This is a genomic window from Demequina capsici, from assembly GCF_032102965.1.
Taxonomy (GTDB): Bacteria; Actinomycetota; Actinomycetes; order Actinomycetales; family Demequinaceae; genus Demequina; species Demequina capsici.
This window is the reverse complement of the sequence record NZ_CP134880.1, coordinates 71,957-94,859: the sequence shown is the minus strand read 5'-3', so window position 1 is coordinate 94,859 and position 22,903 is coordinate 71,957. Positions and strand designations below refer to the sequence as shown.

The 22,903-nt window shown below is 71.5% G+C and carries 19 protein-coding genes and 2 tRNA genes; 8 read left to right on the top strand and 13 right to left on the bottom strand.

Features of this window, described 5'->3' with window-relative positions; all coding sequences use genetic code 11:
- Window positions 1-10: 10 nt before the first annotated feature.
- Window positions 11-1,342: an NAD(P)/FAD-dependent oxidoreductase gene (locus RN607_RS00455; RefSeq protein WP_313545457.1), complete on the top strand. Its 1,332-nt coding sequence runs from the start codon at window positions 11-13 to the stop codon at window positions 1,340-1,342.
- A gap of 61 nt (window positions 1,343-1,403) precedes the next feature.
- Here the strand turns inward: RN607_RS00455 and RN607_RS00450 are convergent.
- The 7 genes from RN607_RS00450 to RN607_RS00420 all read right to left on the bottom strand — a co-directional run bounded on the left by RN607_RS00450 (window position 1,404) and on the right by RN607_RS00420 (window position 8,246).
- A tRNA-Ser gene (locus RN607_RS00450) sits at window positions 1,404-1,495 on the bottom strand.
- Between the two features lie 72 nt (window positions 1,496-1,567).
- Window positions 1,568-1,655 (bottom strand) — tRNA-Ser (locus RN607_RS00445).
- Between the two features lie 25 nt (window positions 1,656-1,680).
- Window positions 1,681-2,109 carry a hypothetical protein gene (locus RN607_RS00440; protein ID WP_313498711.1) on the bottom strand — a complete coding sequence of 143 codons (429 nt, stop codon included), beginning with the start codon at window positions 2,107-2,109 and terminating at the stop codon, window positions 1,681-1,683.
- 90 nt (window positions 2,110-2,199) lie between these two features.
- Entirely contained in the window at window positions 2,200-2,802 is a 603-nt protein-coding gene (locus tag RN607_RS00435; RefSeq protein WP_313498709.1) for a GTP-binding protein, read from the bottom strand.
- A complete protein-coding gene (locus tag RN607_RS00430; RefSeq protein ID WP_313498708.1) occupies window positions 2,783-3,175 on the bottom strand; it encodes a DUF742 domain-containing protein in 393 nt (130 codons plus the stop codon). The genes RN607_RS00435 and RN607_RS00430 overlap by 20 nt, the downstream gene beginning before the upstream one ends.
- 9 nt (window positions 3,176-3,184) lie before the next feature.
- Window positions 3,185-3,625, bottom strand: coding sequence for a roadblock/LC7 domain-containing protein (locus tag RN607_RS00425; RefSeq protein WP_062205565.1), 441 nt, complete (start codon window positions 3,623-3,625; stop codon window positions 3,185-3,187).
- A 61-nt stretch (window positions 3,626-3,686) separates the two neighbouring features.
- Window positions 3,687-8,246 (bottom strand): sensor histidine kinase, encoded by a 4,560-nt coding sequence (locus RN607_RS00420; RefSeq protein ID WP_313543552.1) that lies wholly within the window; start codon window positions 8,244-8,246, stop codon window positions 3,687-3,689.
- A gap of 187 nt (window positions 8,247-8,433) precedes the next feature.
- Here RN607_RS00420 and RN607_RS00415 point away from each other — a divergent pair, with 187 nt between their 5' ends.
- A complete protein-coding gene (locus RN607_RS00415; protein WP_313543550.1) occupies window positions 8,434-9,396 on the top strand; it encodes an NAD(P)H-quinone oxidoreductase in 963 nt (320 codons plus the stop codon).
- 23 nt (window positions 9,397-9,419) lie between these two features.
- Here RN607_RS00415 and RN607_RS00410 read toward each other — a convergent pair whose 3' ends face one another.
- Genes RN607_RS00410 through serS form a run of 3 tightly spaced genes read right to left on the bottom strand, consistent with a single transcriptional unit; the run spans window position 9,420 to window position 12,897 of the window.
- Entirely contained in the window at window positions 9,420-10,661 is a 1,242-nt protein-coding gene (locus RN607_RS00410; protein ID WP_313543548.1) for an AGE family epimerase/isomerase, read from the bottom strand.
- A gap of 49 nt (window positions 10,662-10,710) precedes the next feature.
- Window positions 10,711-11,571 (bottom strand): HAD family hydrolase, encoded by an 861-nt coding sequence (locus RN607_RS00405; protein WP_313543546.1) that lies wholly within the window; start codon window positions 11,569-11,571, stop codon window positions 10,711-10,713.
- 51 nt (window positions 11,572-11,622) lie between these two features.
- Window positions 11,623-12,897, bottom strand: a complete 1,275-nt coding sequence (gene serS / locus RN607_RS00400; RefSeq protein WP_313543544.1) for a serine--tRNA ligase — start codon at window positions 12,895-12,897, stop codon at window positions 11,623-11,625.
- A 37-nt stretch (window positions 12,898-12,934) separates the two neighbouring features.
- On the opposite strand from serS, the gene RN607_RS00395 reads away from it, so the two are divergent.
- Window positions 12,935-14,149 carry a diacylglycerol/lipid kinase family protein gene (locus tag RN607_RS00395; protein WP_313543542.1) on the top strand — a complete coding sequence of 405 codons (1,215 nt, stop codon included), beginning with the start codon at window positions 12,935-12,937 and terminating at the stop codon, window positions 14,147-14,149.
- Window positions 14,150-14,206: 57 nt separating this feature from the next.
- Here the strand turns inward: RN607_RS00395 and pheA are convergent, their stop codons facing one another.
- From pheA to RN607_RS00380, 3 genes are all read right to left on the bottom strand, one after another.
- Window positions 14,207-15,139 carry a prephenate dehydratase gene (pheA, locus tag RN607_RS00390; protein ID WP_313498692.1) on the bottom strand — a complete coding sequence of 311 codons (933 nt, stop codon included), beginning with the start codon at window positions 15,137-15,139 and terminating at the stop codon, window positions 14,207-14,209.
- Complete coding sequence (locus RN607_RS00385; protein WP_313543540.1) at window positions 15,136-16,014, bottom strand: glycosyltransferase family 2 protein; 879 nt, start codon at window positions 16,012-16,014, stop codon at window positions 15,136-15,138. Before RN607_RS00385 ends, pheA begins: the two co-directional genes overlap by 4 nt.
- Before the next feature lie 75 nt (window positions 16,015-16,089).
- Window positions 16,090-16,917 carry a DUF5926 family protein gene (locus tag RN607_RS00380; protein WP_313498689.1) on the bottom strand — a complete coding sequence of 276 codons (828 nt, stop codon included), beginning with the start codon at window positions 16,915-16,917 and terminating at the stop codon, window positions 16,090-16,092.
- A gap of 276 nt (window positions 16,918-17,193) precedes the next feature.
- Here RN607_RS00380 and pgm point away from each other — a divergent pair, with 276 nt between their 5' ends.
- The 5 genes from pgm (at window position 17,194) to RN607_RS00355 (ending at window position 22,874) form a co-directional block, all read left to right on the top strand.
- Entirely contained in the window at window positions 17,194-18,870 is a 1,677-nt protein-coding gene (gene pgm / locus RN607_RS00375; protein ID WP_313543538.1) for a phosphoglucomutase (alpha-D-glucose-1,6-bisphosphate-dependent), read from the top strand.
- Between the two features lie 69 nt (window positions 18,871-18,939).
- A complete protein-coding gene (locus RN607_RS00370) occupies window positions 18,940-19,659 on the top strand; it encodes an LppM family (lipo)protein (RefSeq protein ID WP_313543537.1) in 720 nt (239 codons plus the stop codon).
- Window positions 19,660-19,752: 93 nt separating this feature from the next.
- Complete coding sequence (locus tag RN607_RS00365) at window positions 19,753-20,577, top strand: LppM family (lipo)protein (protein ID WP_313543535.1); 825 nt, start codon at window positions 19,753-19,755, stop codon at window positions 20,575-20,577.
- Between the two features lie 51 nt (window positions 20,578-20,628).
- Window positions 20,629-21,561, top strand: coding sequence for an LppM family (lipo)protein (locus RN607_RS00360; RefSeq protein WP_313543533.1), 933 nt, complete (start codon window positions 20,629-20,631; stop codon window positions 21,559-21,561).
- Window positions 21,562-21,611: 50 nt separating this feature from the next.
- Window positions 21,612-22,874 (top strand): MFS transporter, encoded by a 1,263-nt coding sequence (locus tag RN607_RS00355; protein ID WP_313543531.1) that lies wholly within the window; start codon window positions 21,612-21,614, stop codon window positions 22,872-22,874.
- Window positions 22,875-22,903: the final 29 nt, after the last annotated feature.

Below are 22,903 nucleotides of genomic sequence, written 5' to 3'. Positions count from 1 at the left end.
GTGGGCCTCGATGCCGCCTCGCACCCCACGCGCGCCGCTCCCTGGGAGCACGGACGCCGACGTCTGCATCGTCGGCGCAGGGTTCACCGGGCTGTGGACCGCCTACTACCTGAAGAGGCTGCAGCCGGACCTGCGGATCGTGGTGCTCGAGCAGCGGTTCGCCGGCTTCGGCGCGTCGGGTCGCAACGGCGGCTGGCTCACGAACTCCGTCACCGCAGGACGCGCCCGCTACGCCGCCTCGCACGGCCGCGACGCCGCGATCGCGCAGCAGCTCGCGATGAACAGGACGGTCGACGAGGTCATCGCCGTCGCCAGCGCAGAGCGGATCGAGGCCGACATCCACAAGGGCGGCGAGGTCAACATCGCTCTCAACGCCGCACAGGAGGCCCGGCTGCGAGCCGAGCACTCCAGCGAGGCCTCCTGGCCGTACACCGATGTCGAGCTGTGGGAGCGGGAGCGGATGACCGAACGGATCGGCGTCGACGGCGTCAGGGCGGGCCTGTGGCACCCGCACTGCGCTCGCATCCACCCCGCGAAGCTCGTGGCGGGCCTCGCCGAGGCCGTCGAACGGCTGGGAGTCGTCATCCACGAGAGCACCCACGTGCGCGAGATCCTCCCGGGGCTCGCGCGCACGGGTCGCGGCGACGTGCGCGCCGCACACGTGCTCCGCGCCACCGAGGGCTTCACCGCGCGCCTCCGCGGCGAGCGCCGCACCTGGCTTCCCCTCAACTCCTCCCTCATCGTCACCGACCCGCTCCCGCAGTCGTTCTGGGACCAGGTGGGATGGGCGGGTCGTGAGACGCTCGGCGACTTCGCCCACGTCTACATGTACGCGCAGCGCACCGCCGACGACCGCATCGCCTTCGGGGGTCGTGGCGTCCCCTACCGCTTCGGCTCCCGCGTGGACGACGACGGCACCACCCAGGCGAGCACGGTCCAGGCGCTGACCGCGCTGCTGCGCCGCTTCTTCCCCGCCGCGTCCGAGGTGCCCGTGGCGCACGCCTGGTCGGGCGTGCTGGGCGTGCCCAGGGACTGGGCGGCCACGGTCGGCCTGGACGACGCGACGGGCCTGGGCTGGGCCGGCGGCTACGTCGGCACCGGCGTGGCCACCACCAACCTCGCGGGTCGCACCCTCGCGGACATGGTGCTGCGCCGGGACACCGAGCTCACCCGGCTGCCTTGGGTGGACCACCGCGTGCGCAGGTGGGAGCCGGAGCCGCTGCGCTGGCTGGGCGTCAGCGGGATGTACGCGGCCTACCGGTACGCCGACAGGGTCGAGGCACGAGGCGGAGCGCGGACCTCCCCCGTCGCGCGGGTGGCCGACGTGATCGTGGGCCACTGACCGTTCCGCGCCCGCCCGCATGACAGAGGCCCCCGATCCGGTGGATCGGGGGCCTCGACGGCGGAGACGGTGGGATTTGAACCCACGGAGGGGGGTTAAGCCCCTCACGGTCTTAGCAGGACCGCGCACTAGGCCTGACTATGCGACGTCTCCTCGTACCTGCGTACGGCGCCCCAGGATACCCGGCCCGCGAGGTGCGGAGCAACGTGCGGTGCCTCACAGCAGCGGAGAGTGTGGGATTCGAACCCACGGAGACGGGTTACGCCTCAACGGTTTTCAAGACCGTCACCTTCGGCCGCTCGGTCAACTCTCCTTCGGCGCCTGCCGGCCACCGCCGGCTACGCGCCGGTGCCATTCTGCCAGCCCTCGGGCAGTCCGGGGCTCACCACCTTCAACCCGTACAGACCCGCCACCCTCGCCAGCTCGGCATCGTAGGTGGCGATCGTGTCGATGGCGGGGTGCGCGGCGGCTGCGCCCAGGTGCAGGGCGGCGAACGGCTTCAGCACCGCGGCCGCGTGCGTGGACACCGTGACGTTCTGGTCGGAGAAGCGGATCAGCGGCATGCGCGACCGCACCACCTCGACGACGTCGAACGCCTTCGCCTTGGTCTCGCGCGGATACAGCTCCGCGGCCTGGCGCAGCTCGGTCAGGCCCAGCTGGGTCGTGGCGACCTCCTGCACATGCGGCGCCACCCACGTGTTCCACTCCTCGAAGAACCGCACTCCCGGCAGGAAGCGGCAGAGCGCGGTGCCGTCGACGTAGATCACAGCCTCAAGGCTAGCGCCCCCGCACACGACGGCGCCGCGCCCCCACGCGAGGAGGAGGCACGGCGCCGTGTCGTGATCAGAGGATGCGGGTCACGCGCCCTTGAGGCGCTTCATCGCCAGCTGCACGACGGCGATCAGGGCCTGCTTCGTGGCGGCCTTCTCGCGCGCATCGGTGTACATGATCGGCGTCTCCTCGCTGATTCCGAGCGCCTCGCGCACGTCCTCGAGCTGGTGACGGGCCACGCCATCGAAGCAGTTGACGCAGACGACGAACGGGATGCCCTTGCCCTCGAAGTAGTCGACGGCGGGGAAGCACTGGTCGAGCCGCTCCGTATCGACCAGGACGACGGCGCCGATCGCGCCACGCACCAGGTCGTCCCACATGAAGAGGAAGCGGTCCTGGCCCGGCGTGCCGAACAGGTAGAGCCAGAGGGCTCCGGGAAGGGCGATACGACCGAAGTCCATGGCGACGGTCGTGGTGGTCTTGCGGTCGCTGACGCCACCGGCGTCGTCGACTCCGATCGACTTCTCGGTCATCGCCGCCTCGGTGTTGAGGGGGTCGATGTCGGAGATGGAGCCGATGAAGGTCGTCTTGCCGACGGCGAATCCGCCGGCGATCACGATCTTGACGACGGTGGGCGCCACGTGCGCTGGCGCGGTGGCCGCTGGCGCGTTAGAGGGCTGCGATGCCATCGAGGACACTCTCCAAGAGACTCAGGGAAATGCCGCCGTCCGCGTCATGCGTGCTCGCGTCGTTGGCCGTTCCGCCGGTATGGATCTTCAGGTGATTTTCTTGCGCAAGATCCGTGACGAGCACCCTGACCACACCCAGCGGAAGCCGGGTGTGGGCGGAGAGCTCCGCCACGGATTGATACTGACCTGTAGCGAGCTGCAGGATCGTCTTCTTCTCGGGGGTGAGCCCCTTCAAAGCCTGAGGGTCGGAGAGCGACTCGACGAGCGCCTCCATCGGCAGCGTCTTCCCGGCGGCCTGCACGCGACCGCCGGTGACCGCGTACGGCCGAACCGCGTAGGTCTCGTCGTCGTGAGGTGTCTGAGCGTCGGTCATGACAACCGCCTAAGCGCGGAGCTGCCCGTCGACGGGAAGGTTCTGCCGCATCTCGGTGATGAGCTGCGGGGTGAGGGCGTTCTCCGTGCGTGTCACGAGGAGCGTCATCTCGTAGCCCACGAGGCCCACGTCGCACGTGGAGTCCGCCGCCACGGCGAGCACCGACCCGTTGGACACGGACATCAGGAACAGGAACAGCTCATCCATCTCGATGATCGACTGCCGCACCTCGCCTGCCTGCAGCTGACGCGCGGCGCCGCGGGTCAGCGAGGCCATGCCGGAGACGACTGCCGCGAGGGTGTCGCCACCGGTGCGGTCGAGGTTCTTCGACATCGCCATCAGCAGGCCATCGGCGCTGACGACGAGGGTGTGGCGCGTGCCGGGCACCGTCTGGACGAAGTTGTCCAGCAGCCATCCGAAGTTGGTGGCCTCGGGACTCAGTTCGGTCACTGCTCCTCCTTGGTGGTGTTGCTGCTCCATCGGCGGAGCTGGTTCGTGGTCGTCGTCGGGATCATGCCTGCTCCCGATCGGACGCGGGTGACTGGCTCTGGTACGCGGCCACGTCGGAGCGTGCCCTCTGCGTGCCGGAGTAGAAGTTGGAGAACCTGCGTCGCACGGCGTCGGCGTCGCGCGGCGCTGCCGCGATCGTCACCTCTGCCGACAGCGGCTGGGGCGCCTCCTCGGTCTTCACGGGCTCGCGCTTGACGAGGCCCGCCTTGGTCTTCTGGATCTTGGGCCGCTCAGAGGTCAGCGAGCTGAACTCGGAGAACACCGCGGAGGTGACGTCGGAGCGCTCGACCTGGTCGGACTCGGGCTCGGGGTCGATCTGCACGACGGGGCGGTACCCCAGCCCGCTGCCGGCGGCCTCGAGCGCGCTGGCGCCAGCGGCCTCCCACCCGACGGGTCGGGCGAGCTGGTCGGGGGAGTAGAAGGCGGGCTCGGCCGGCGTCTGGTGCATCTGCTGGACGGCGACCACGTCGTCCGACCACGAGCTGCCGCCGGTCTCCGCGGGCATGAAGCTCTCCTGCGCCGACGGCGCCGAAGGCTGCGGCGCGAAGACGGCCGCAGGCGGCGTGTACGAGGGCGCGACAGGGGCGGTCGGTGTGGGCTCGGGCGCGAACGCCGCGGGCTGCTGCGGGAACGGCTCGGGCTGGACCGGCGTCGGCGGCGCGGCGAAGCTCACCGGCTGGGGCTGGGGCTCCGGCTCCAGGGCGGGGCTCGGCGCGAACGACGACGGGGCGACGGTCGGCTGGGGTGCATACGCCGTCGGGCCCGCTGCCGTGGGCGCGGACGCGGCCGAGGGCGCCGAGGCGAACGGTGCCGAGGCGGCCGACGGAGCGGAGCCGTACGGCGCCGCCGGCGCGGATGCGGCCGAGGGCGCCGAGCTCAGGGAGCTGGGCGCGGGTGCCTGGGCCTCGATCGTCGGCTGAGGGGCGTCGTCGCGACGTCCGCGACCGAAGAGCCGGTTGAAGAAGCCTCCACGCGCTGCCTCGTCCGCGACGTCCGCGTGGATGAGGTCGTCGAAGCCCACCGCGGGCGACGCGGCCTGAGCGGCGACCGGCTGCGGCGCGTACGCCTGGGGCTGCTGGGCCTCGGGGACGTCGTACGCCTGAGGCTGCTCGACGGCGGCCTGCGCGTGGTCCTGAAGGGCCGGTGCCGGATGCGCCTGCGGCACGACCGCAGGCTGCTCGGGTGCCTGCGCCCACGCGGCGGCCTCATGCTGCGGCTGCTCGACGAGCGGCTGCGCGGCGGGCTCCTGCCACCCCTGTTCCTGCTGCCAGTACGGCTGCTGCGCGGCGAGCTCGGGTGCGGCGGGGGCGGCGTCGTCCACCAGGGAGACGGACTCGACGCCGACGAACGGCTCCTCGTCGTCCTCAAGCGTGGGGATCTCGAACGCACCCGGGTCCGTCCATGCCTGCTCCTCGGCGGCCTGCGGCACGCCGAAGCCCTGCTGGATCAGCGGCGACTGTCCCGTGACGACGGGCGCCTCCTGCGCGGCGTCGGCTGCGGCGATCCCCGCGGCGAAGGCCGCAGCGATGCCGGGGTTCGCGCGCGGGGCGGGCGCTGCCTGCTCAGGTGCGAGGGCACCGGACTGTGCGGACGGGGCGAAGGCGTCGTCCTCCGGCTCGAACGAGGGGATCGCCATGGGCTGCTCGGTGGCGGCGTCCGCGGGCTCGACCGCCGATGCGGCTGCGGGCGGCATGTCCACGGCGCGCGAGGAGCGGAATCCGCGGAACATTGCGGCGCGCTGCTCGGCGCTCTGCGGCGCCACCTCGGCGGCGGACACCATGGGGGTGAACCCGCTGCCGGCCTCGCCCTCGAGCGCCGAGAGCTGCTCGGCGGTGGCGCGCTGGGGAAGGCCGATGACGTTGGTGCCGTGCGGCTCGGCGCCGGCCGGGGACTCCTGCTGAGGTGCGCGACGACGACGAGCGGGAAGGCCGGCCGCCGTGGCGCCCGCGATGAGCGTGGCCGAGTCGATCGCGGTGCCCTCGGGGGCGGCGGCGGCGTCGTCGGCGATCAGGCCCTGCACATCCTGCGGCGCCGCGACGGGGGTCGGCGCTGCGGGCGCGGGGGTTCCCGCCGTGGGCGCGGGCGCGCCGCGCGTGGGCATCGCTGCGCCGCGCGCGGGGAGCTCGCCGCCGCGTCCGGAGAGCGAGGCGCCCTCTTCGAAGTTCGAGGGCGCATACGAGTCGCCGGTGGCTCCCGCCGCTGCGGAGCGCGTGACTCCGGCGGCCTCGGCGGGACCGGTGAGCGGGTTGTCGATGACCTCGTCCGCGACCATCGACGAGGGCCTGGACGCGGCGGGGCGATCCTGCACGCGGTCGTCGAACAGCGCGGACGGGAGCACGACGGTCACGGCGGTGCCGCTGCCCTCCGCGGAGGCGATCTCCACCTTCGCGCCGATGCGCCGGGCGATGCGGCCGACCACGAAGAGGCCAAGGCGCTGCGCACCGAGGATCTCGGACGCGGCATTCGAGGAGACGCGCGCGTTGGCGTTGTGGAGCTCCTCGGGGTTCATGCCGATGCCGCTGTCGATGATCTCCACGAGGAAGCCGCCGGGGCGGGACGTGGTGCGCACGATCACCGGGCTGCCGGGGTCGGAGAAGACGGTGGCGTTCTCGAGGATCTCGGCGAAGAGGTGGGCGGCGGTCAGCGCGGAGTGGCCGACCATCTGCGGGTCGGCGTCGAGCTCGAGCTGGACCCGCTCGTAGAGCTCGATCTCGGACGACGCGGTGCGGACCACGTCGGACAGCGGCATGGGGCGACGCAGGCGCCGGCCGGTGTCGATGCCTGCGAGGACCAGCAGGGACTCCGAGTTTCGACGCATCCGGGTGGCGAGGTGGTCGAGCGCGAAGAGCTTGGTGAGCGTGTCAGGGTCGTCCTCGGAACGCTCCATCTCGTCGATCGACGCCAGCTGGCGGTTGAGGAGCACCTGGTCGCGGCGGGCGACGTTGACGAACATCTCGGAGATGGAGCCGCGGAGCGCGGCCTGCTCGGCTGCGATGGAGAGGGTCGCGGCGTTGACGCCGTTGAACGCCTCGGCGAGTCGGCCGACCTCGTCCTCGGACTCCACAGGGATCTGGACCTCGGAGAGGTCCACCGTCTCGCCCGGCATCGCGACCCGCTCCACGAGTCGCGGGAGCTCCTGACGGACCGCGGTGGCGGTGGTGGTCAGGCGTCGCAGCGGGTTGACGATACGGCGGGCGATCGCGTTCGCGACGAGGACCGCGACGAGGAACGCGCCGACGACGGCGGCGATGATGAGGAGCAGCTGGGTGACGAGCGCCTGCACCTCGGACTGGGCGTTGCTGACGATCTCGCCCCAGACCTGGTCCTCGATGGGCTGGTAGCGAGCCTCCTCGAGGTCCACGACCTCGGCCCAGGGCTGCGACTGCGCGGCGACGAGCGAGGAGTCGAGGCCACCGAGCATCGCGGTCTGCATCGACACGTAGTTGGTTCCGGTGTCGCCTACCGACAGCGAGGAGAACTCCGGCACCGCAGGCAGCGTGTCCACGGCGGAGGCCGTGCCCTGCGCACGGTCGAGCTCGAGGCCCGCGCGGACGGAGAGCGTACGGAGCTGGGCGTCTCCGGTGGCGCCGAACTGGCCGGCGCGGATGAGGCGCTGGACGACGATCTTCTCGTACTCCAGGGCCTCGTTGAGGACGTCGAGCTGGCCGTAGGCGGCGATCCGGTCGGTCAGGCCACCGTTCGCGGTCGCCGCGGTGGACGAGAGGGAGGCGGTCTCACCGAGCGTGATGATCTGCGTGTAGTAGGCGAGCACCGTCGACGAGTTTCCGGCGCCGCTCTCGACCGTGCCGCGGACGCCGTCGAGCTGGTCGAGCAGCGCCGAGCCGGTGGCGATCGTCGCCAGGACCGCCTGGTTCTCGGAGCGGTTCGGGATGTTGTTGGCGGACACGGTCAGCGCGGCGATCGCGTCGTCGACGGCACCGAGCGCCTGCTGGAACTGCTCCAGGTAGGTGGGCGGCTCGGTGAAGAGCTGGAGCGCGGCGAGGCCCTCGGCGTTGAGGCTGTTCGCGAGTCCGTTCAGGTAGATGGTGGTGCCGGTGACGCTCGCGCGGTCGGTGGCTGCGAGGCTCTCGACGGCGTTGGCGATGTTCGAGTAGTTGATGCGGAGCTGGGTCGCCTCGGAGCTCGTGGGGAACGTGAGCGCGTTGTCGGCGCTGGTGACGCTGACGGCGCGGAGGTCCGGGACCAGGCTGCCCCGCGCGCCCACAAGGGTCTGCACCTCGGCCGCGAGCTGGGACGCCTCCGCACTGCCTGCGGGAAGGTTCGCCATGACGGTGTCGTATGCCGCGTTGGTGTCCTCCTGCGCGCCGCGCAGCTTGTCGCGGCCGAGCTGAAGCGAGTCGAGGAACGTGACACCGGAGTACCGCTCGTCCTCGATCGCGTCGGACATGGTGCGGGAGTCGCCGAGCGCGGTGACGACCGCCTGCGCGTTGCGAGCGGAGCTCAGATCCAGCCAGGAGAATCCGACGATCGCGATACCTGTGAGAAGCAGGACGAGCAGAGGCACCGCGACGGTGAGCAGCATCTTGCTGCGGATACCCATTCTCTGGAGCATCGAATCTTCTCCCTAGGCCGCCGGATCGTCATCCGACGGCTTCCGCCCTGCGCACCCGGTGTGCGCTGGCAACTCCTGTTATCGGCTTGACCCCCGAGAACATGAGCGCGTGTGGCCGGACTCACGCTGAGACGCTATACCGTCATGGCTATGACGAAATAGGCCGGAGGATGTGATGAATGTCACTGAATGCAACGGATCCGGGGGCCCCGAGGTCCTGAGGTCCGCATCCGCTCCGGACCCTTCGGTGGCACCCGGAGTGGTCATCATCGACGTGATGGCATCTGGTGTCAACCACGCTGATCTGCTGCAGAGGAGAGGGCGGTACGACCCGCCCGTCGGAGCTCCCCGGTGGCCCGGGCTGGAGGTCGCGGGCACGGTGAGAGCGGTGGGCGACGGGGTGACGCGCTGGCGCGTGGGCGACTGGGTGTGCGCGCTCCTGCAGGGCGGCGGATACGCGGAGCAGGCAGCGGTCGACGAGTCTCTGGTGCTCCCTATCCCTCCTGGTATCAGCCCTGTTGAGGCGGCTGCGCTGGTGGAGGCGGCATGCACCGTCGCGTCGGCGTTCGAGCAGGCGGGCGCCGGACCGGGCGAGACCTTGCTGGTGCATGGCGGTCTGGGAGGTGTCGGCACGATCGCGATCCAGGTGGGGGCGGCGCTGGGGATGCGCGTGCTGGCCACGGCCGGCGGTCGCGCCCGGGCCGACCGGTGCGTCGCGCTGGGCGCGGAGGCGGCCTTCGATCACAGGACGGACGACTGGGTGGCGGAGGTCCGGTCGAGGGGCGGCGCGGACGTGATCCTCGACGTGGTGGGCGCGGCATATCTCGCGAAGAATCTGTCTGCGTTATCCACAGGCGGGCGCCTCGTGGTGCTCGGGATGCAGGGCGGGGCGCGAGGCGAGCTCGACCTGGGCATGCTGCTCGCCAAGCGGGCACGGGTGATCGGGACCACCCTGCGCGCACGTCCCCTGTCGGAGCGCGCGGCGATCGTCGCCCTGGTCGAGCGGACGGTGTGGCCGATGGTGCCGGACCAGGTGAGGCCGCTGGTGCACGCGACGTTCCCCCTGGCGGAGGCCGCGGCGGCGCACACGATGCTCGAAGCGGGCGGCGTCGCGGGATCGCTGGTGCTGCTCCCCTGAGCTCGCTTCGTCCCTGAGAGCCGCTAGGCCTTGCCGAGGTTCCCTGCGGCGAGCGAGGCGGCGAGCGCGGGCGAGGCGGGCAGACGTGGCAGCAGGGTCGCCTGGAGCGCGTGGTAGATGTCGGGCTTGCCTGGCCACACGGTGGCGGAGGGCTCGTTCGACGTGGACAGCTCGTGGTGCCATGAGCCCTTGTCCAGGTCGATGAGGTGCTCTCCGATGTAGTCCCACCACTGCTGGTACTGCTCGGCATACTCGGCCGCCCTGGTGGTGCGCCAGAGCACGGCCGCAGCGCCGACGGCCTCGGCAGCCACCCAGTGCATGCGCTCGCGGACCACGGGGGCGCCCTCCCAGTCGGTGGTGTAGACGAAGCCGGGCTGTCCGTCGACGTTCCAGCCGTCGCGGATGGCGGCGGCGTACAGGTCGCGTGCGGCCGGCACCATCCATTCGGGCGTGGCGCGGCCCGTCTGCTGCAGCGAGGAGGCGGCCTGCAAGGTGAGGCGCGACCATTCGAGGGCGTGGCCGACCGTGGCGCCGTACGGACGGAAGGGGTGCGCGGGCTCGTCCTCGTTGTAGTCGAGCCGTGGGTTCCAGTCGAGGTCGAAGTGCTCGGGCAGGCGCCACTCGTTGTCGCGCCCGTACACGTCGACCACGCGGGTCACGATGCGTGCGGCACGGTCGAGCAGGTCGCGGTCGCCGAGCACGTCGGAGGCGGCGAGATAGGCCTCGACCGTGTGCATGTTGGCGTTGACGCCGCGGTACTGCTCCTCCTCGGACCAGTCACGGTTGAAGGACTCACGGCTCATGCCGGCCTCGTCGTCCCAGAACCGCTCCGTGTGCACGGCGACGGCCTGGTCGAGAAGCGCGGCCGCACCGGGGCGACCTGCCGCGGTCGCGGAGGCGGCTGCGAGGATCACGAACGCGTGGCCGTACGCCTCCTTCGCGGTGTTCGTGGGCCCGTCGGCCCCGATTGCGGCGAACCATCCGCCGTGCTCCTCGTCGCGCAGGCGTCCCAGTAGCGAGTCGACGCCATGATCCACGTAGGCGGCCGCGCCCGGGCGTCCCATCATGGACCCCAGCGCGTAGACGTGGGTCATGCGGCAGGTGATCCACAGCTCGACGTCGCGGGAGGCGTCGATCCGCCCGTCGGCGTCCAGGTAGCCGAACCCGCCTCTCGGGTCCTGCGCGTACCGCCCGAAGGAGAGCAGCCTGTCCGTCTCCTGCTCGAGCCAGCGGTGATGCGAGTCAGAGGTCAACCACGTCGTCATGCCGCCACCCTAGCGACCCCGGCGGCCCTCGACCAGGGCGGACGCCGTGTCAGAGGACGGCGAGCCGCTCGGGGTCGATGAGGGTGTGCAGCACCTCGAGCACGCCGTCCTCGTCCACCGAGCCGACCACCTGATCCGCGACGGCCTGCACCGCGTCGGGCGCGTTCCCCATCGCTGCCGAGAAGCCCGCCCAGCGGAGCATGTCGATGTCGTTGTTGCCGTCCCCGACGGCGACGGTGTGGTCGGGGTAGACGCCCAGCTGACGCCGCAGGGCCTCGAGGGCGGAGGCCTTGGTGACGTTGGGCGGGGTGAGGTCCAGCCAGGCGGAGTAGCCGACGGCGTAGGTGACGTCGTTGAGGCCGATGCGGTGCACGAGCGAGTCGAAGTGGCTCACGTCGGCGTCGGGCTTGCGGATGACGACACGCGTGACCTCCTGCGAGGCGAGCTCCTCGAACGAGTCGACGACGATCTGGCGTCCGTCGAGCTCGCCCATGGGGAACTCGCGGTTCACGCGGAAGCCGACGCCCAGGTCCTCCACGGCGAAGAACGCGTCGGGCATCTCCTGCCGGATCAGCTCGAGCGCGGCGGTGGGGTCGAACGTGGTGGTCTCGACGATGTCGTAGCCGCCGGGCGTCTGCGGGTTGAGCTTGACGGTGACGGCGCCGTTCGCGCAGACGGCCCAGCCGCGCCTGATGCCGAGCCGTTCGAGCACGGGCATGGTGCCGATGACGGTGCGACCGGTGGCGAGGATCACGTGGGAGCGGCACATGCGCACCTTCTCCACGGCCTCGACGACGGCGTCGGAGATGTCGCCGCCCCAGTGCATGAGGGTGCCGTCGATGTCGAGCCCGACAAGGCGCCAGGCGTCGCGATCGAGCGGGGGTCGCATGCTTGCCGGGTCGCGCGTCATGCGAGGCACCCTAACCCAGGGGCGCGACGGAACGGTGAACGCGCTCCGCCCTCAGGCGAGCGGCTCGAGGCGCTCGACGCCGCCGAGGTACGGGCGCAGCACCTCGGGGACGTGCACCGAGCCGTCGGCCTGCTGGTGGTTCTCCAGGAGCGCGACGAGCCAGCGGGTGGTGCCGATGGTGCCGTTGACGGTGGCGACAGGCTCCGTGCCGCCCGCCTCGGAACGTTCGCGGATGCGCAGGCGTCGGGCCTGATAGGTGGTGCAGTTGGAGGTGGAGGTGACCTCCATCCAGCGCTCCTGGCTGGGCAGCCAGGCCTCGCAGTCGAACTTGCGTGCGGCGCTCATGCCCAGATCACCTGCGGCGGTGTCGATGACGCGGTACGGGAGCTCGAGCGCCTGGAGCATGGACTCCTCGGCGGCCAGGAAGCGGGCGTGCTCCTCGGCGGCGTCCTCGGGGCGCACGTAGGCGAACATCTCCACCTTGTGGAACTGGTGGACGCGGATGATGCCGCGGGTGTCGCGGCCCGCCGAGCCGGCCTCGCGGCGGTAGCAGGCGCTCCAGCCGGCATAGCGCAGGGCGCCGTCCTCGAGGTCCAGGATCTCGTCGGTGTGGTAGCCCGCGAGCGCCACCTCGGACGTCCCCGTGAGGTACAGGTCGTCCTTCTCGAGGTAGTAGATCTCGTCTGCGTGCTTGCCGAGGAAGCCGGTGCCGCTCATGACCTCGGGACGCACCAGCGTGGGAGTGATCATGGGGGAGAAGCCGTGATCGATGGCGGTGGCCATGGCCGCGTTCAGGATCGCGAGCTCGAGCCGTGCACCGATGCCGGTGAGGAAGTAGAAGCGGGCGCCGGACACCTTGGCGCCGCGTTCCATGTCGATGGCCTTGAGACCTTCGCCGATCGCCAGGTGGTCCTGGACCTCGACGCGCTCGGCGGCGAAGTCCCGGGGGGTTCCCACGTGGCGCAGCACGGCGTAGTCGTCGGCACCGCCGGCGGGCACGCCCGGCTCAGGGATGTTGCCCAGCGACCTGGCGAGCTCGGTGGCGGTGGCGGCAGCCGCGTCGGCGTCGGCCTGGAGCTGCTTGACCTTGGCGGACAGCTCCTTGGTGCGGGCGAGCAGGTCCTGCTTCTCGTCGCCCGTGGCCTGCGCGACGAGCTTGCCGAGCGACTTCTGCTCGGCGCGGGCGGCCTCGAAGTCCTGGAGCGCGGTGCGGTTCGCGGCGTCCGCGGCGAGCACCTGGTCCACGATCGCGGGGTCGTCCCCGCGGGAGATCTGCGACTGGCGGACCAGGTCGGGCTCAGCGCGCAGAAGCTTCACGTCGATCATGCAGGCGAGTCTATCTGCGCCAACGTAGGCTCGTTCCATGGTCGCCGAAGTGCTCGCGGTCATCGCGGCACTGCTCGCGGTGGCGTCCCTGTCCCTCACCGTGGTGATCACGCGCCGCATCGGCTCGCGCGACCCCGTCGCGGTGCCGCTCATGTGGCGTCGGATCCTGCGCATCCAGCCGCTGCCGTCGGCTGCAGGCTCCTTCATGACCCCGCGCGACGGGAACGAGAAGATCGCGTTCATCGCGAACCCCACCAAGTCCGGCATCGAGGAGCTGAGGGAGCAGGCGTTGCGCGCGTGCTCCATCCGGTATCTGCCGCAGCCGCTCTGGTTCTACACGACGGCCGACGACCCTGGCACGGGTCAGGCGGAGGCGGCCATCGAGGCCGGGGCCGACGTGGTGGTCGCCGTGGGCGGCGACGGAACCGTGCGCGCCGTCGCCCAGGCCCTCGCGGGGCGCGGCATCCCCATGGGGATCGTCCCCATGGGCACCGGCAACCTGTTCGCCCGCAATCTTGACCTCCCCCTCGGAGACACCCAGTCGATCCTGCGCACCGTGCTCGAGGGCGCGGAGCGCAAGGCGGACGTCGGGTGGATGGACATCCGCCGCGCCTACCCTGGCCACGGCGAGGATGGACGGCACCTGTTCCTGGTGATCGCGGGCGCCGGCTTCGACGCGGAGATGGTGGCCGGTGCGGACGACCGGCTCAAGCGTCGACTTGGCTGGTTCGCCTACTTCTTCGCGGCGATCCGCCACCTGGGCGAGAAGCGCATGAAGGCGTGGGTGTCCGTCGACGGCGGCGAGGAGATCGTGGGCCACATGCGCACCGTCCTCATGGCGAACATCGGCAAGCTCCCCGGCGGCATCTCGCTGATCCCGGACGCGACCATGGACGACGGCAGGCTCGACGTCGCGACCCTCGACGCCCGTGGCGGTCTGGTGGGGTGGACCGAGCTGTTCGGGCAGGTCATGGCGCAAGGCGCAGGCATCAAGGACACGCGCCTGCTTCGCATCCTGAGGACGTCCCGCATCGACCATGTGCGCGGCACGGAGTTCGACATCCGGATGGACCAGCCGCAGAAGGTGCAGGTGGACGGGGAGTCGCTGGGGCGCGCGTCGCGGATCCACGCTTTCGTGCAGCCTGCCGCGCTGACGCTGCGCGTTCCTCAGGGCACCGTGCCGCAGCGGACCGACGAGCCGAAGACCGCCGACGGTGCCTCGGACGACGCGGACGCGTCGCCGAGCATCTAGGACGGGTTCCGGTCCGCTCCTCACGCGACGGTGTACAGGCGCGAGCCCGTGCGGCCCCTACGCCCGTCCGTCCCGCAGCGCCGCCACCCATGCGGTGGCCTCCGCGAACGACTCGTCGGTCGTCTCAGGCTCGACCGGCGTCACCTCACCGTGGAAAGCCGGGTACGAGCCGAGGAACAGCACCACCGGGCAGGTGCGCTTGAGGCCGATCAGCGCCTCCGCCACCCGCGCCTCCGCCACGTGACCCATCGCATCCATGGAGAACGAGTACTCACCCGGCCGGTCGCCGCGCGGGCGGGACTCGATGCGAGACAGGTTCACACCGCGCGCAGAGAACTGCTCCAGCATCTGCAGCAGCGCGCCGGATCGATCAGAGGGCAGGTGCACCACCAGCGTCGTCTTGTCCGCGCCCGTCGGCTCGGGGAGCTCGCCCGGGCGGCCGATGCGCACGAACCGCGTCATCGAGGAGGCCCGGTCGCTGACCCCGCTCACGAGCACCTCGAGACCCAGGCTCTCGCCGATCCCAGGAGGCGCGAGCGCCGCATCGAACTCCGCCGACCCGTCCGCGAGCGCCACCGCCGCCGCCGCGTTCGACGAGGCGGGCACCTGCAGGGCACCTGGCAGATTCTCGGCGATCCAGCGACGGCACTGGTTGAGGCCATGCGAATGCGCCGACACGCGCGCCACGTCCTCGATCCGCGTGCCGGGCCGGGCCACGAGCTCGAAGGAGATCGACAGCACCACCTCGCCGAGGATCACCAGCGGCTCGCCCTCGGCGAGCGTGTCGAGCGTGGCGGTCACGCCGCCCTCGACCGAGTTCTCGATCGCCACGACCGCGTAGTCGGCCTCGCCCGAGCGCACCGCGCCCAGGGCGGACGGGACGTCCACCATCGGCAGATGCTCGGCCGTGCCCTCGGGAGCCATGACGCGCAGCGCCGCCTCCGTGAACGTGCCGGCAGGACCCAGGTACGCGTACCGCGGCAAAGTCACTCGTGCTCCTCCTGGGCTTGCGAGCGCCCGACCCCCATCGCCCGACCTGTGTCGGTGAGGCCCTGACGCATCCGACGGCTCCCGATGGCCATCAACACGTCACGGTACTGGTTGGCACGGCCTGGCGCGGTGCGCGCGACGCCCGAGCGGCTGTTGCCCGCGATCTCGCACTCCACCTCGGTGACGGTGAGACCGGCGTGCAGCACGTCAAGGGTCATGGCCGGCTCGAGGCCTGAGCCGCGCGCCAGCGGCAGGCACTGCTCGAAAGCCTCGCGGGTGAGGCATCGGATGGAGCTCATCGGCTGGCGCGGCTCCCAGTTGGAGGCCTTCTTGATGGCCTTGCGAGACGCCTTCGTGCTGAGGCCGAGCGCCCGTCCACCGCCCGCGGTGAGCGCCACGGCCATGTCGCACACCTTCTCGGTGACGGCGGGCACGAGCGGCGCGGCGCCGATCGCCTGGTTGCCCAGGCGGCCGTCGAGGATCAGCAGCGCGCGGGGGGGCACGGCAGGGTCGTCGCGCATGGCGGCCACGGCGGCGCCCGTCTCGATGGCGGCGCTGCGGCCACGCGGGTGCGGGTGACGGACCACCACCGCACCCGACTTGCGTGCCAGGTCCTGCGTGTTGTCGGTGGAGCCGTCGTCGACCACGAGCACCAGGTCCACACCGGGGATCGCGACGGCGGCGCGCACCGTGGCGGCGATGCGGCGGGCCTGGTCGTGCGCCACGATCAGCGCGGCGCACCCCTGTTCGGGTGTGGGAGCGACGATCCGGGAGGCCGACGGACGGCGTCGAGGCGCACGTTTACGTGCGGCATCGCCGTCCGGGGGCTGGGGTGTCGCGACCACGCTCTCAGCGTAGCGATTGCGTGCGGCCACGCAAACTCCCTTTTACCTTCTCGTGAAGGTTCTGTGACCTGGCCGGGCCGCCTCGTCGCGACCCGGCGCACCGATTCAGCGGATCGTGACCTGACGCGAGACCAGTCCGGCACGCGCCCGACGCTCGTCAGCCGTGAGCGGGGACTCGTCGGCGAGCGCGGCGGCAAGCTTGGGCGCGAACGCCGCGACCGGCTTCTCCAGCTCGTCGGGCTCGGTGCCCGCGACCATCTCCCACACGGGGATCTGCAGGCCGCACGCGCGGAACGCGCCCAGCAGCTTGGTGCCCTCCTCGATCGCGGACTCGCGGCGGGCGTGCAGCCGGGCGAGCGCGTCCAGCAGCCTCTCCTCATCGACGGACTGGCCCCAGCGCAGGAATTCGCGGGCGCCCATGCGGCACCAGTACGCGCCTTCGGCGGCCTCGAGCTTCACCGTGGGGAAGATGCCCGTGTTGGCCTCCTCGAGCGCCGCCTGCACGTCGGCGTCACGGTCGCCCTCAGGCAGCCAGTACTCGTAGCCCTCGTGCACCGTGACCTGCCACGGCACCGTCAGATCCAGGATGTCCTGCAGACGCGGTCCCGCCTCGAGCGCGCCCAGCGGCGCCAGCAGGTCGCCGTCCTCAAGGTCCTTCGCGGCGAGCGCGGCCCACGCGATGTCACGCGACGGGTCGCCGGACGCGCCGGCGCCGCGCATCGCGATCATCAGCAGGCCGTCCTTGCGGCGCATCGCCGGACGGTCCAGGGGCAGCACGGTCACGAGCAGGATGTCGTCGCCGCCGAACTCCTCCGTGAGCCTCGCGGGCGCGCTGGCCGCGGGCACGATCTCTCGCATCGCCACGAGGTCCACCTCGCCGGGCAGTCCCTCGAAGGGACGGGGAACGAACGGGACGCGGTTCTTCTTCGCCATGGTGTCCAAGGGTAGTGCCGCGCGACGGCCACGGCTCTCGCAGGCCCCCGACAGCCCGAACCACTCTCACCGGCGACGCGCCGGCGTGTCGTGAGACGACGCGGCATGTCGCCCGCGTGTCACAGCTCAGATCGGTTCCGACTGCGAGGAGCGGGCGCCTGGACGATGCGGGCTCGCGCGGGCGCCTGGACGATGCGGGCTCGCGCAGGCGCCTGGACGATGCGGGCTCGCGACGGACCCGAGACACACGGGCCGTTCGCCTGCAAGACTGGCGGCATGCATGAGCGCGCAGGCACAGTTGCCCTTCCCGAGGATCTGATCGACGTCGACGCCCTTCTCGGCGCGTACTACGACCTGGTGCCGGACCCGACCGTCGCCACCCAGCGTGTGGTGTTCGGCACGTCGGGCCACCGAGGCTCCGCCTTCGACACGGCGTTCAACGAGGCCCACATCGTCGCCACCACCGCGGCGATCGTGGAGTACCGCCGCGGCCAGGGCACCGACGGTCCGCTCTTCCTGGGCAAGGACACGCACGCGCTCTCGGGCCCGGCCTGGGAGACGGCGCTCGAGGTGCTCGCCGCGCACGAGGTCACGGTGATGATCGACGCGCAGGGCGGCTTCACACCCACTCCTGCGGTCAGCCACGCGATCCTGGTGGCGAACGGTGCCACCAGCGAGAACGGCCTGCGCACCACCGGCCCCGGCCTGGCCGACGGGATCGTCGTCACCCCGTCTCACAACCCTCCGCGCGACGGCGGCTTCAAGTACAACCCGCCGCACGGCGGCCCTGCGGACTCCGACGCGACCACCTGGATCGCGAACCGCGCGAACGAGATCCTGGCCAAGGGATGGAAGCAGGTGCCGCGCATCCCGCTCACCCGCGCCGCGGGTGCGGACACCACCCGCTACTACGACTACATGGCCGCGTACGTGCGCGACCTCCCGTCGGTCATCGACCTCGCGGCGATCAAGGACGCGGGCGTGCGCATCGGCGCCGACCCGCTGGGCGGCGCGGCCGTCGAGTACTGGGGCGCGATCGGCGAGGAGCACGGGCTGAACCTCACGGTCGTCAACCCGAAGGTCGACCCCCGCTGGGCGTTCATGACGCTCGACTGGGACGGCAAGATCCGCATGGACTGCTCCTCCCCGTCGGCCATGGCCTCGCTGCGGGGCCTCATGGCCGGCGCCGACGCACCGTACGACGTGGCCACGGGCAACGACGCGGACTCCGACCGCCACGGCATCGTCACCCGCGACGGCGGCCTCATGAACCCCAACCACTACCTGGCCGCCGCCATCGCCTACCTCTACGGCGGCGCGCGCCCCGGCTGGCCCGCCGGCACCGCGATCGGCAAGACCCTTGTGTCCTCCAGCCTGATCGACCGCGTCGGCGCCGAGCTCGGACGCAAGGTCCTCGAGGTCCCCGTCGGCTTCAAGTGGTTCGTGCCCGGCCTCATGACCGGCGACGTCGCGTTCGGCGGCGAGGAGTCCGCCGGCGCGTCGTTCCTGCGCAAGGACGGCCGCGTGTGGACCACGGACAAGGACGGCATCCTGCTGTGCCTGCTCGCGTCCGAGATCACCGCGACCACGGGAGCCTCCCCGTCGGTCCTTCACCAGGGGCTCGTGGAGCGTCTGGGCGAGTCCTGGTACGCGCGCGTCGACGCCGCCGCCAGCAAGGATGAGAAGGCCAGGCTGGGCGCGCTGTCCCCCGAGCAGGTTCCCGCGACGACGCTCGCGGGTCAGGACATCACCGCCAAGCTCACAGCCGCGCCGGGCAACGGCGCCAAGATCGGCGGCCTCAAGGTCACCACCAAGGACGCCTGGTTCGCCGCGCGCCCGTCGGGCACCGAGGACGTCTACAAGATCTACGCCGAGTCGTTCGTCTCCGAGACCCACCTGGGCGAGGTCCAGGCGCAGGCCCGCGACGTCGTGTCCGAGGCGCTCGAGGGCTGACCGCGCGCACCTGGGGGCGTCCCCGCGACTCTGAGGAGACTCGCAGGGATGCCTCCTAGGCTGTGCGCCATGCGACTCGCCCCAGCCCTCGTCCTGGTCCTCGCGGCCGCCGCCGTCGCGACCGGCCCCGTCGCGATCGCCGTCGACGGTCCCCAGTACACGTTCCCTGACACCTGCGACGCCGACTCGATCTACAACGGCAGCTCCGACTGCGTGAACGGCTGGATCGACATCCAGCTGCACGAGGACGGCTCCGCCACCTGGATGCGCGAGACCGCCTACCCGCGCGCCGCATTCGAGGACTACATCGCGCAGTACGAGTCCTGGACCGGCACCACCCAGGAGTACCTGGACGACCAGCTGGCGGACACGAACACCGACACGGTCACGGCGACATCCGAGCTCACCGACGACCTGCTGCTGGTGCGCATCACCTCGGAGCTCGCCTCCGACAACGAGGCGGCGCTCGTCGGGTTCAGCGTCGCGGACGACGGCGCTCTCGCAGCCGCGATCCCCATCGCGCAGGTCACGGGCGTCTCGCTCGTCACCCTCACGGCCCCGGGCCCGGTGCAGACGTCCAACGGCACGATCGCAGGCGACACCGTCACGTGGAACGCCGACAGCATGACGGACCTGACGGAGCTCGACGCCACGGCGTCCGCGACCGCGGCCCCCGCAGGGCTGCCCGCCTGGATCGTCCCGAGCGGCGCGGGGCTGCTCGTGCTGGCCGGCGTGGCAGGGGTCCTCGGGTTCGCACGGCGGTCGCGGTCCACCCACCGGGCCGCATGAGACGAACATCGCTACCGGGTGCCACATTCGTGCGCTAACGTGACACCCAGCCGGCAGGGGGGCTGCCGGCATCGATGAGGGGATCACAGCACCATGCTTCGCCGCACTCGCACGCGCCTCGGCGCGCTCGCACTCGTCCTCCTGAGCGCCGCGGCGCTCTCCGGCTGCTACACGATGAAGTCGACCACCGTCTTCCACGCTGACGACACCGTCGACGTCACTGCGTCCATGGCGTTCGACGAGTCCGTGCTCACCCAGCTCGGCCAGACCCAGGACAGCATCGTCCAGCAGTTCCAGGACAGCCTCGCCGCGCAGCCGGACCTCGCAGGGAAGGTCACGGTCGCGCCGTACGACGCCGACGGCCAGACCGGGTTCTCGGTGACCGCGACCGGCCTCACGCCAGCTGAGGCCACCTCGCTCCTGTCCTCGAACATCGGCGTGTCGAGCGACGACACCTCCGCCGACGGCTCCTCGAGCACCGACCCCGGCACCGCGGCCACCCAGCTGTACAGCCACTCGGGCGGCACCATCACGCTGTCCTCCACCCCGTCGACGCCGTCGACCGATGCCACGCCCGCGGGCGCGCAGTCGTCCGGCGCCACGGTGACGACCTCGGGCGACGCCTCCGTCGACCCGACCGCGCTCGGCATCGTGATCGAGGAGCGGTACACGTTCCCGGGGCCGGTGCAGTCCACCACGATCGGCCATGTGGACCCCGACGACCCGAACACCGTCGTCGTCGACGACTACAGCCAGGCGCAGGGCCTCACCGCGTGGCAGATCGTGGCCGCCGACGCGGCGCCCGGCTTCTCGTTCGGCAACGTCGGGCTGCTGGCTCTGTGCGGACTGCTGGTGGTGGGCGCGATCGGCGCCTTCGGCTACGCGCTGACGCAGATCATGGGGGCTCGTCGCCCGTGATCTGCTCGGGAGGTGCGGCACGTGCCGCACCTCCCGCGACACAATGGGTTCATGAGCATGACTCGCACGAGCCCGCTGGTGCGCCGCGTGCGCGAGGCCGTCCTCGTCGGCGTCACCGCGCTCGCGCTCGCCGGGTGCGTGCGGCTCGACTCGTCGACCGAGCTCGGCAGCGACGACACGTTCAGCCAGCACACCGTGATCGCGTTCGCCCCGGACCTGGCGGATCAGCTGCGGACGCAGCTGGGCAGCGACGCGGGATCCGCGCTCAGCTCCCGGCTCGGCGCGCTGGCGGAGGGCGTCTCGCTCGACTCGCTCGACCCGGCGCAGCTGTACGACGAGCTCTCCGCCAGCAGCCAGCTGCAGACGCTCGCGGCCGACCACCCGGGCCAGGTGGACCTGAAGCCGTACGACGACGGGCAGCTGGTGGGCGTCGACCTCACCCTCACGGATCTGCCGCTCGACGTCTACGACCAGGCCGCGAGCGCGGCCGGCGGGGCGCTCGGCATCTCAGGAAGCATCGTGCACGAGGACGGCCGGTACGTCGTCACGATCCCGGCGGACGACGCACGCGACCCGTCGGCCCTGGGTCTCACTCCCGCGAACCTCGCGCTCGTCGGCAACGCCGTCGACGTGTCGGTGAGGTTCACGTTCCCTGGGCTCGTCACCGAGGCGCCCGCAGGCACCGTGGAGGGTCGCACCGTCACGCTCGGCATCGCGGATCTGCTGAACCCCGCCGAGATCCGGATCGTCGCGTCGGACTCCCACCAGATCTACTGGACGCCCATCCTGACCTGGGGCGGCATCGTGCTGGCAGCGATCGTGATCGTGGGCGGCGCGACCCTGCTGGTCCTGCAGGACGTGCGCGCGCGCCGACGCTCTCGCCTCCCCGCACCGGACGCCAGCCACGAGAGCAGGATCGGCACGCTGCCGGACGAACCCGACGCCTCGTCCCCAGCCGGACCCGAGCCACCGCCCACAGGATGACGGCCTGCTCGGCGCTCTCCAGACGCTCCCAGGTCTGAGACGATGCGGGGGTGCTGACCACCTACCGACGCCTCCTGGCCCACCCAGGCGCGCTCGCCTTCGCGCTCGCGGGACTGTTGTCGCGGTTCCCCACCTCCATGTTCAACCTGTCCGTCATCCTGCTGATCGAGGGGACGTACGGAAGCTGGGAGATGTCGGGGCGGGTCGCGGCCGTGGGTGTCATCGCGTGGGCCGTGCAGTCGGTGCCGACAGCGCGGCTCGTCGACCGCGTAGGTCAACGCAAGGCGATGTGGCCGCTCACGCTGATCACGGTCCTGGGCGCCGCGATCATCACCGCGACCGCGCTCACGCGAGGGCCTGAGGCGCTGCTGTGGCTCGGCGTCATCCTCGGCTCGCTGTCCGGCCCGCTCGGCTCGCTCACCCGTGCCAGGTGGTCGTACCTCCTCAAGACCGACGACGAGATCCATACCGCGTTCTCACTCGAGGGCGCGCTCGACGAGACCCTGTTCGTGCTCGGGCCGACCGCCGTGACGCTGCTCGCGACCGCCGTCCATCCGGTGGCGGGTCTCGCGGTCGCCGTCGCCGGTCTGCTGGTCGGCATGTCCCTGCTCCTGTCGCAGACGTCCACCGAGCCGCCCGCGCGAGGTCCCGAGGGAACGAGCGGACTCGGCTTGAAGGTCCCGGGCGCGGTCACCGCGGTGTCGCTGCTGACCGTGGGCGTGGGCTTCACGTTCGGGACGCTCGACATCACGACTGTCGCGTTCGCCGAGGAGGTGGGCCACGCCGCGCTCGGAGGCCTGGTGCTCGGCATCGTGTCCGCAGGGTCGTTCGTGGGCGGCCTGCTCTACGGCGCGCGGCGGTGGCGCACGCCCCTGTGGGGACGGGTGGTGGTGCTCAGCCTGCTCTTCGCGCTCGGCTTCGCGCTCGTGGCGCAGACCACGCACCTGGCCGTGTACGCCGCTGTCGGCTTCGTCGCGGGTCTGACGATCGCCCCGCTTCTGGCCTCCGCCGACACGGTGGTGCAGCGGGTCGTCGCGCAGGCGCAGCTCACGGAGGGCATGGCGTGGGTACGCATCGGCATGGGCGCGGGCGTCGCTTTCGGCGCGTGGGCCGCTGGTCGCGGGATCGATGCCTCCGGACATCACGCCGGCCTCGAGGTCACCCTGTGGGCCGCGGCCTCGGTCGCGCTGCTCGCGCTCGCCACCGCGTGGTGGATCAGGCGCGACACGCTGCCCGCACGTCCGTCCGCCGAGGAGCTCGAGACGCCGCCCGAGAGCCACGTGGACGGCCCGCCGGTGCCTCCGGGCGTGTAGGTGCGCTCCGCCGGCGGTCGGCCACGATT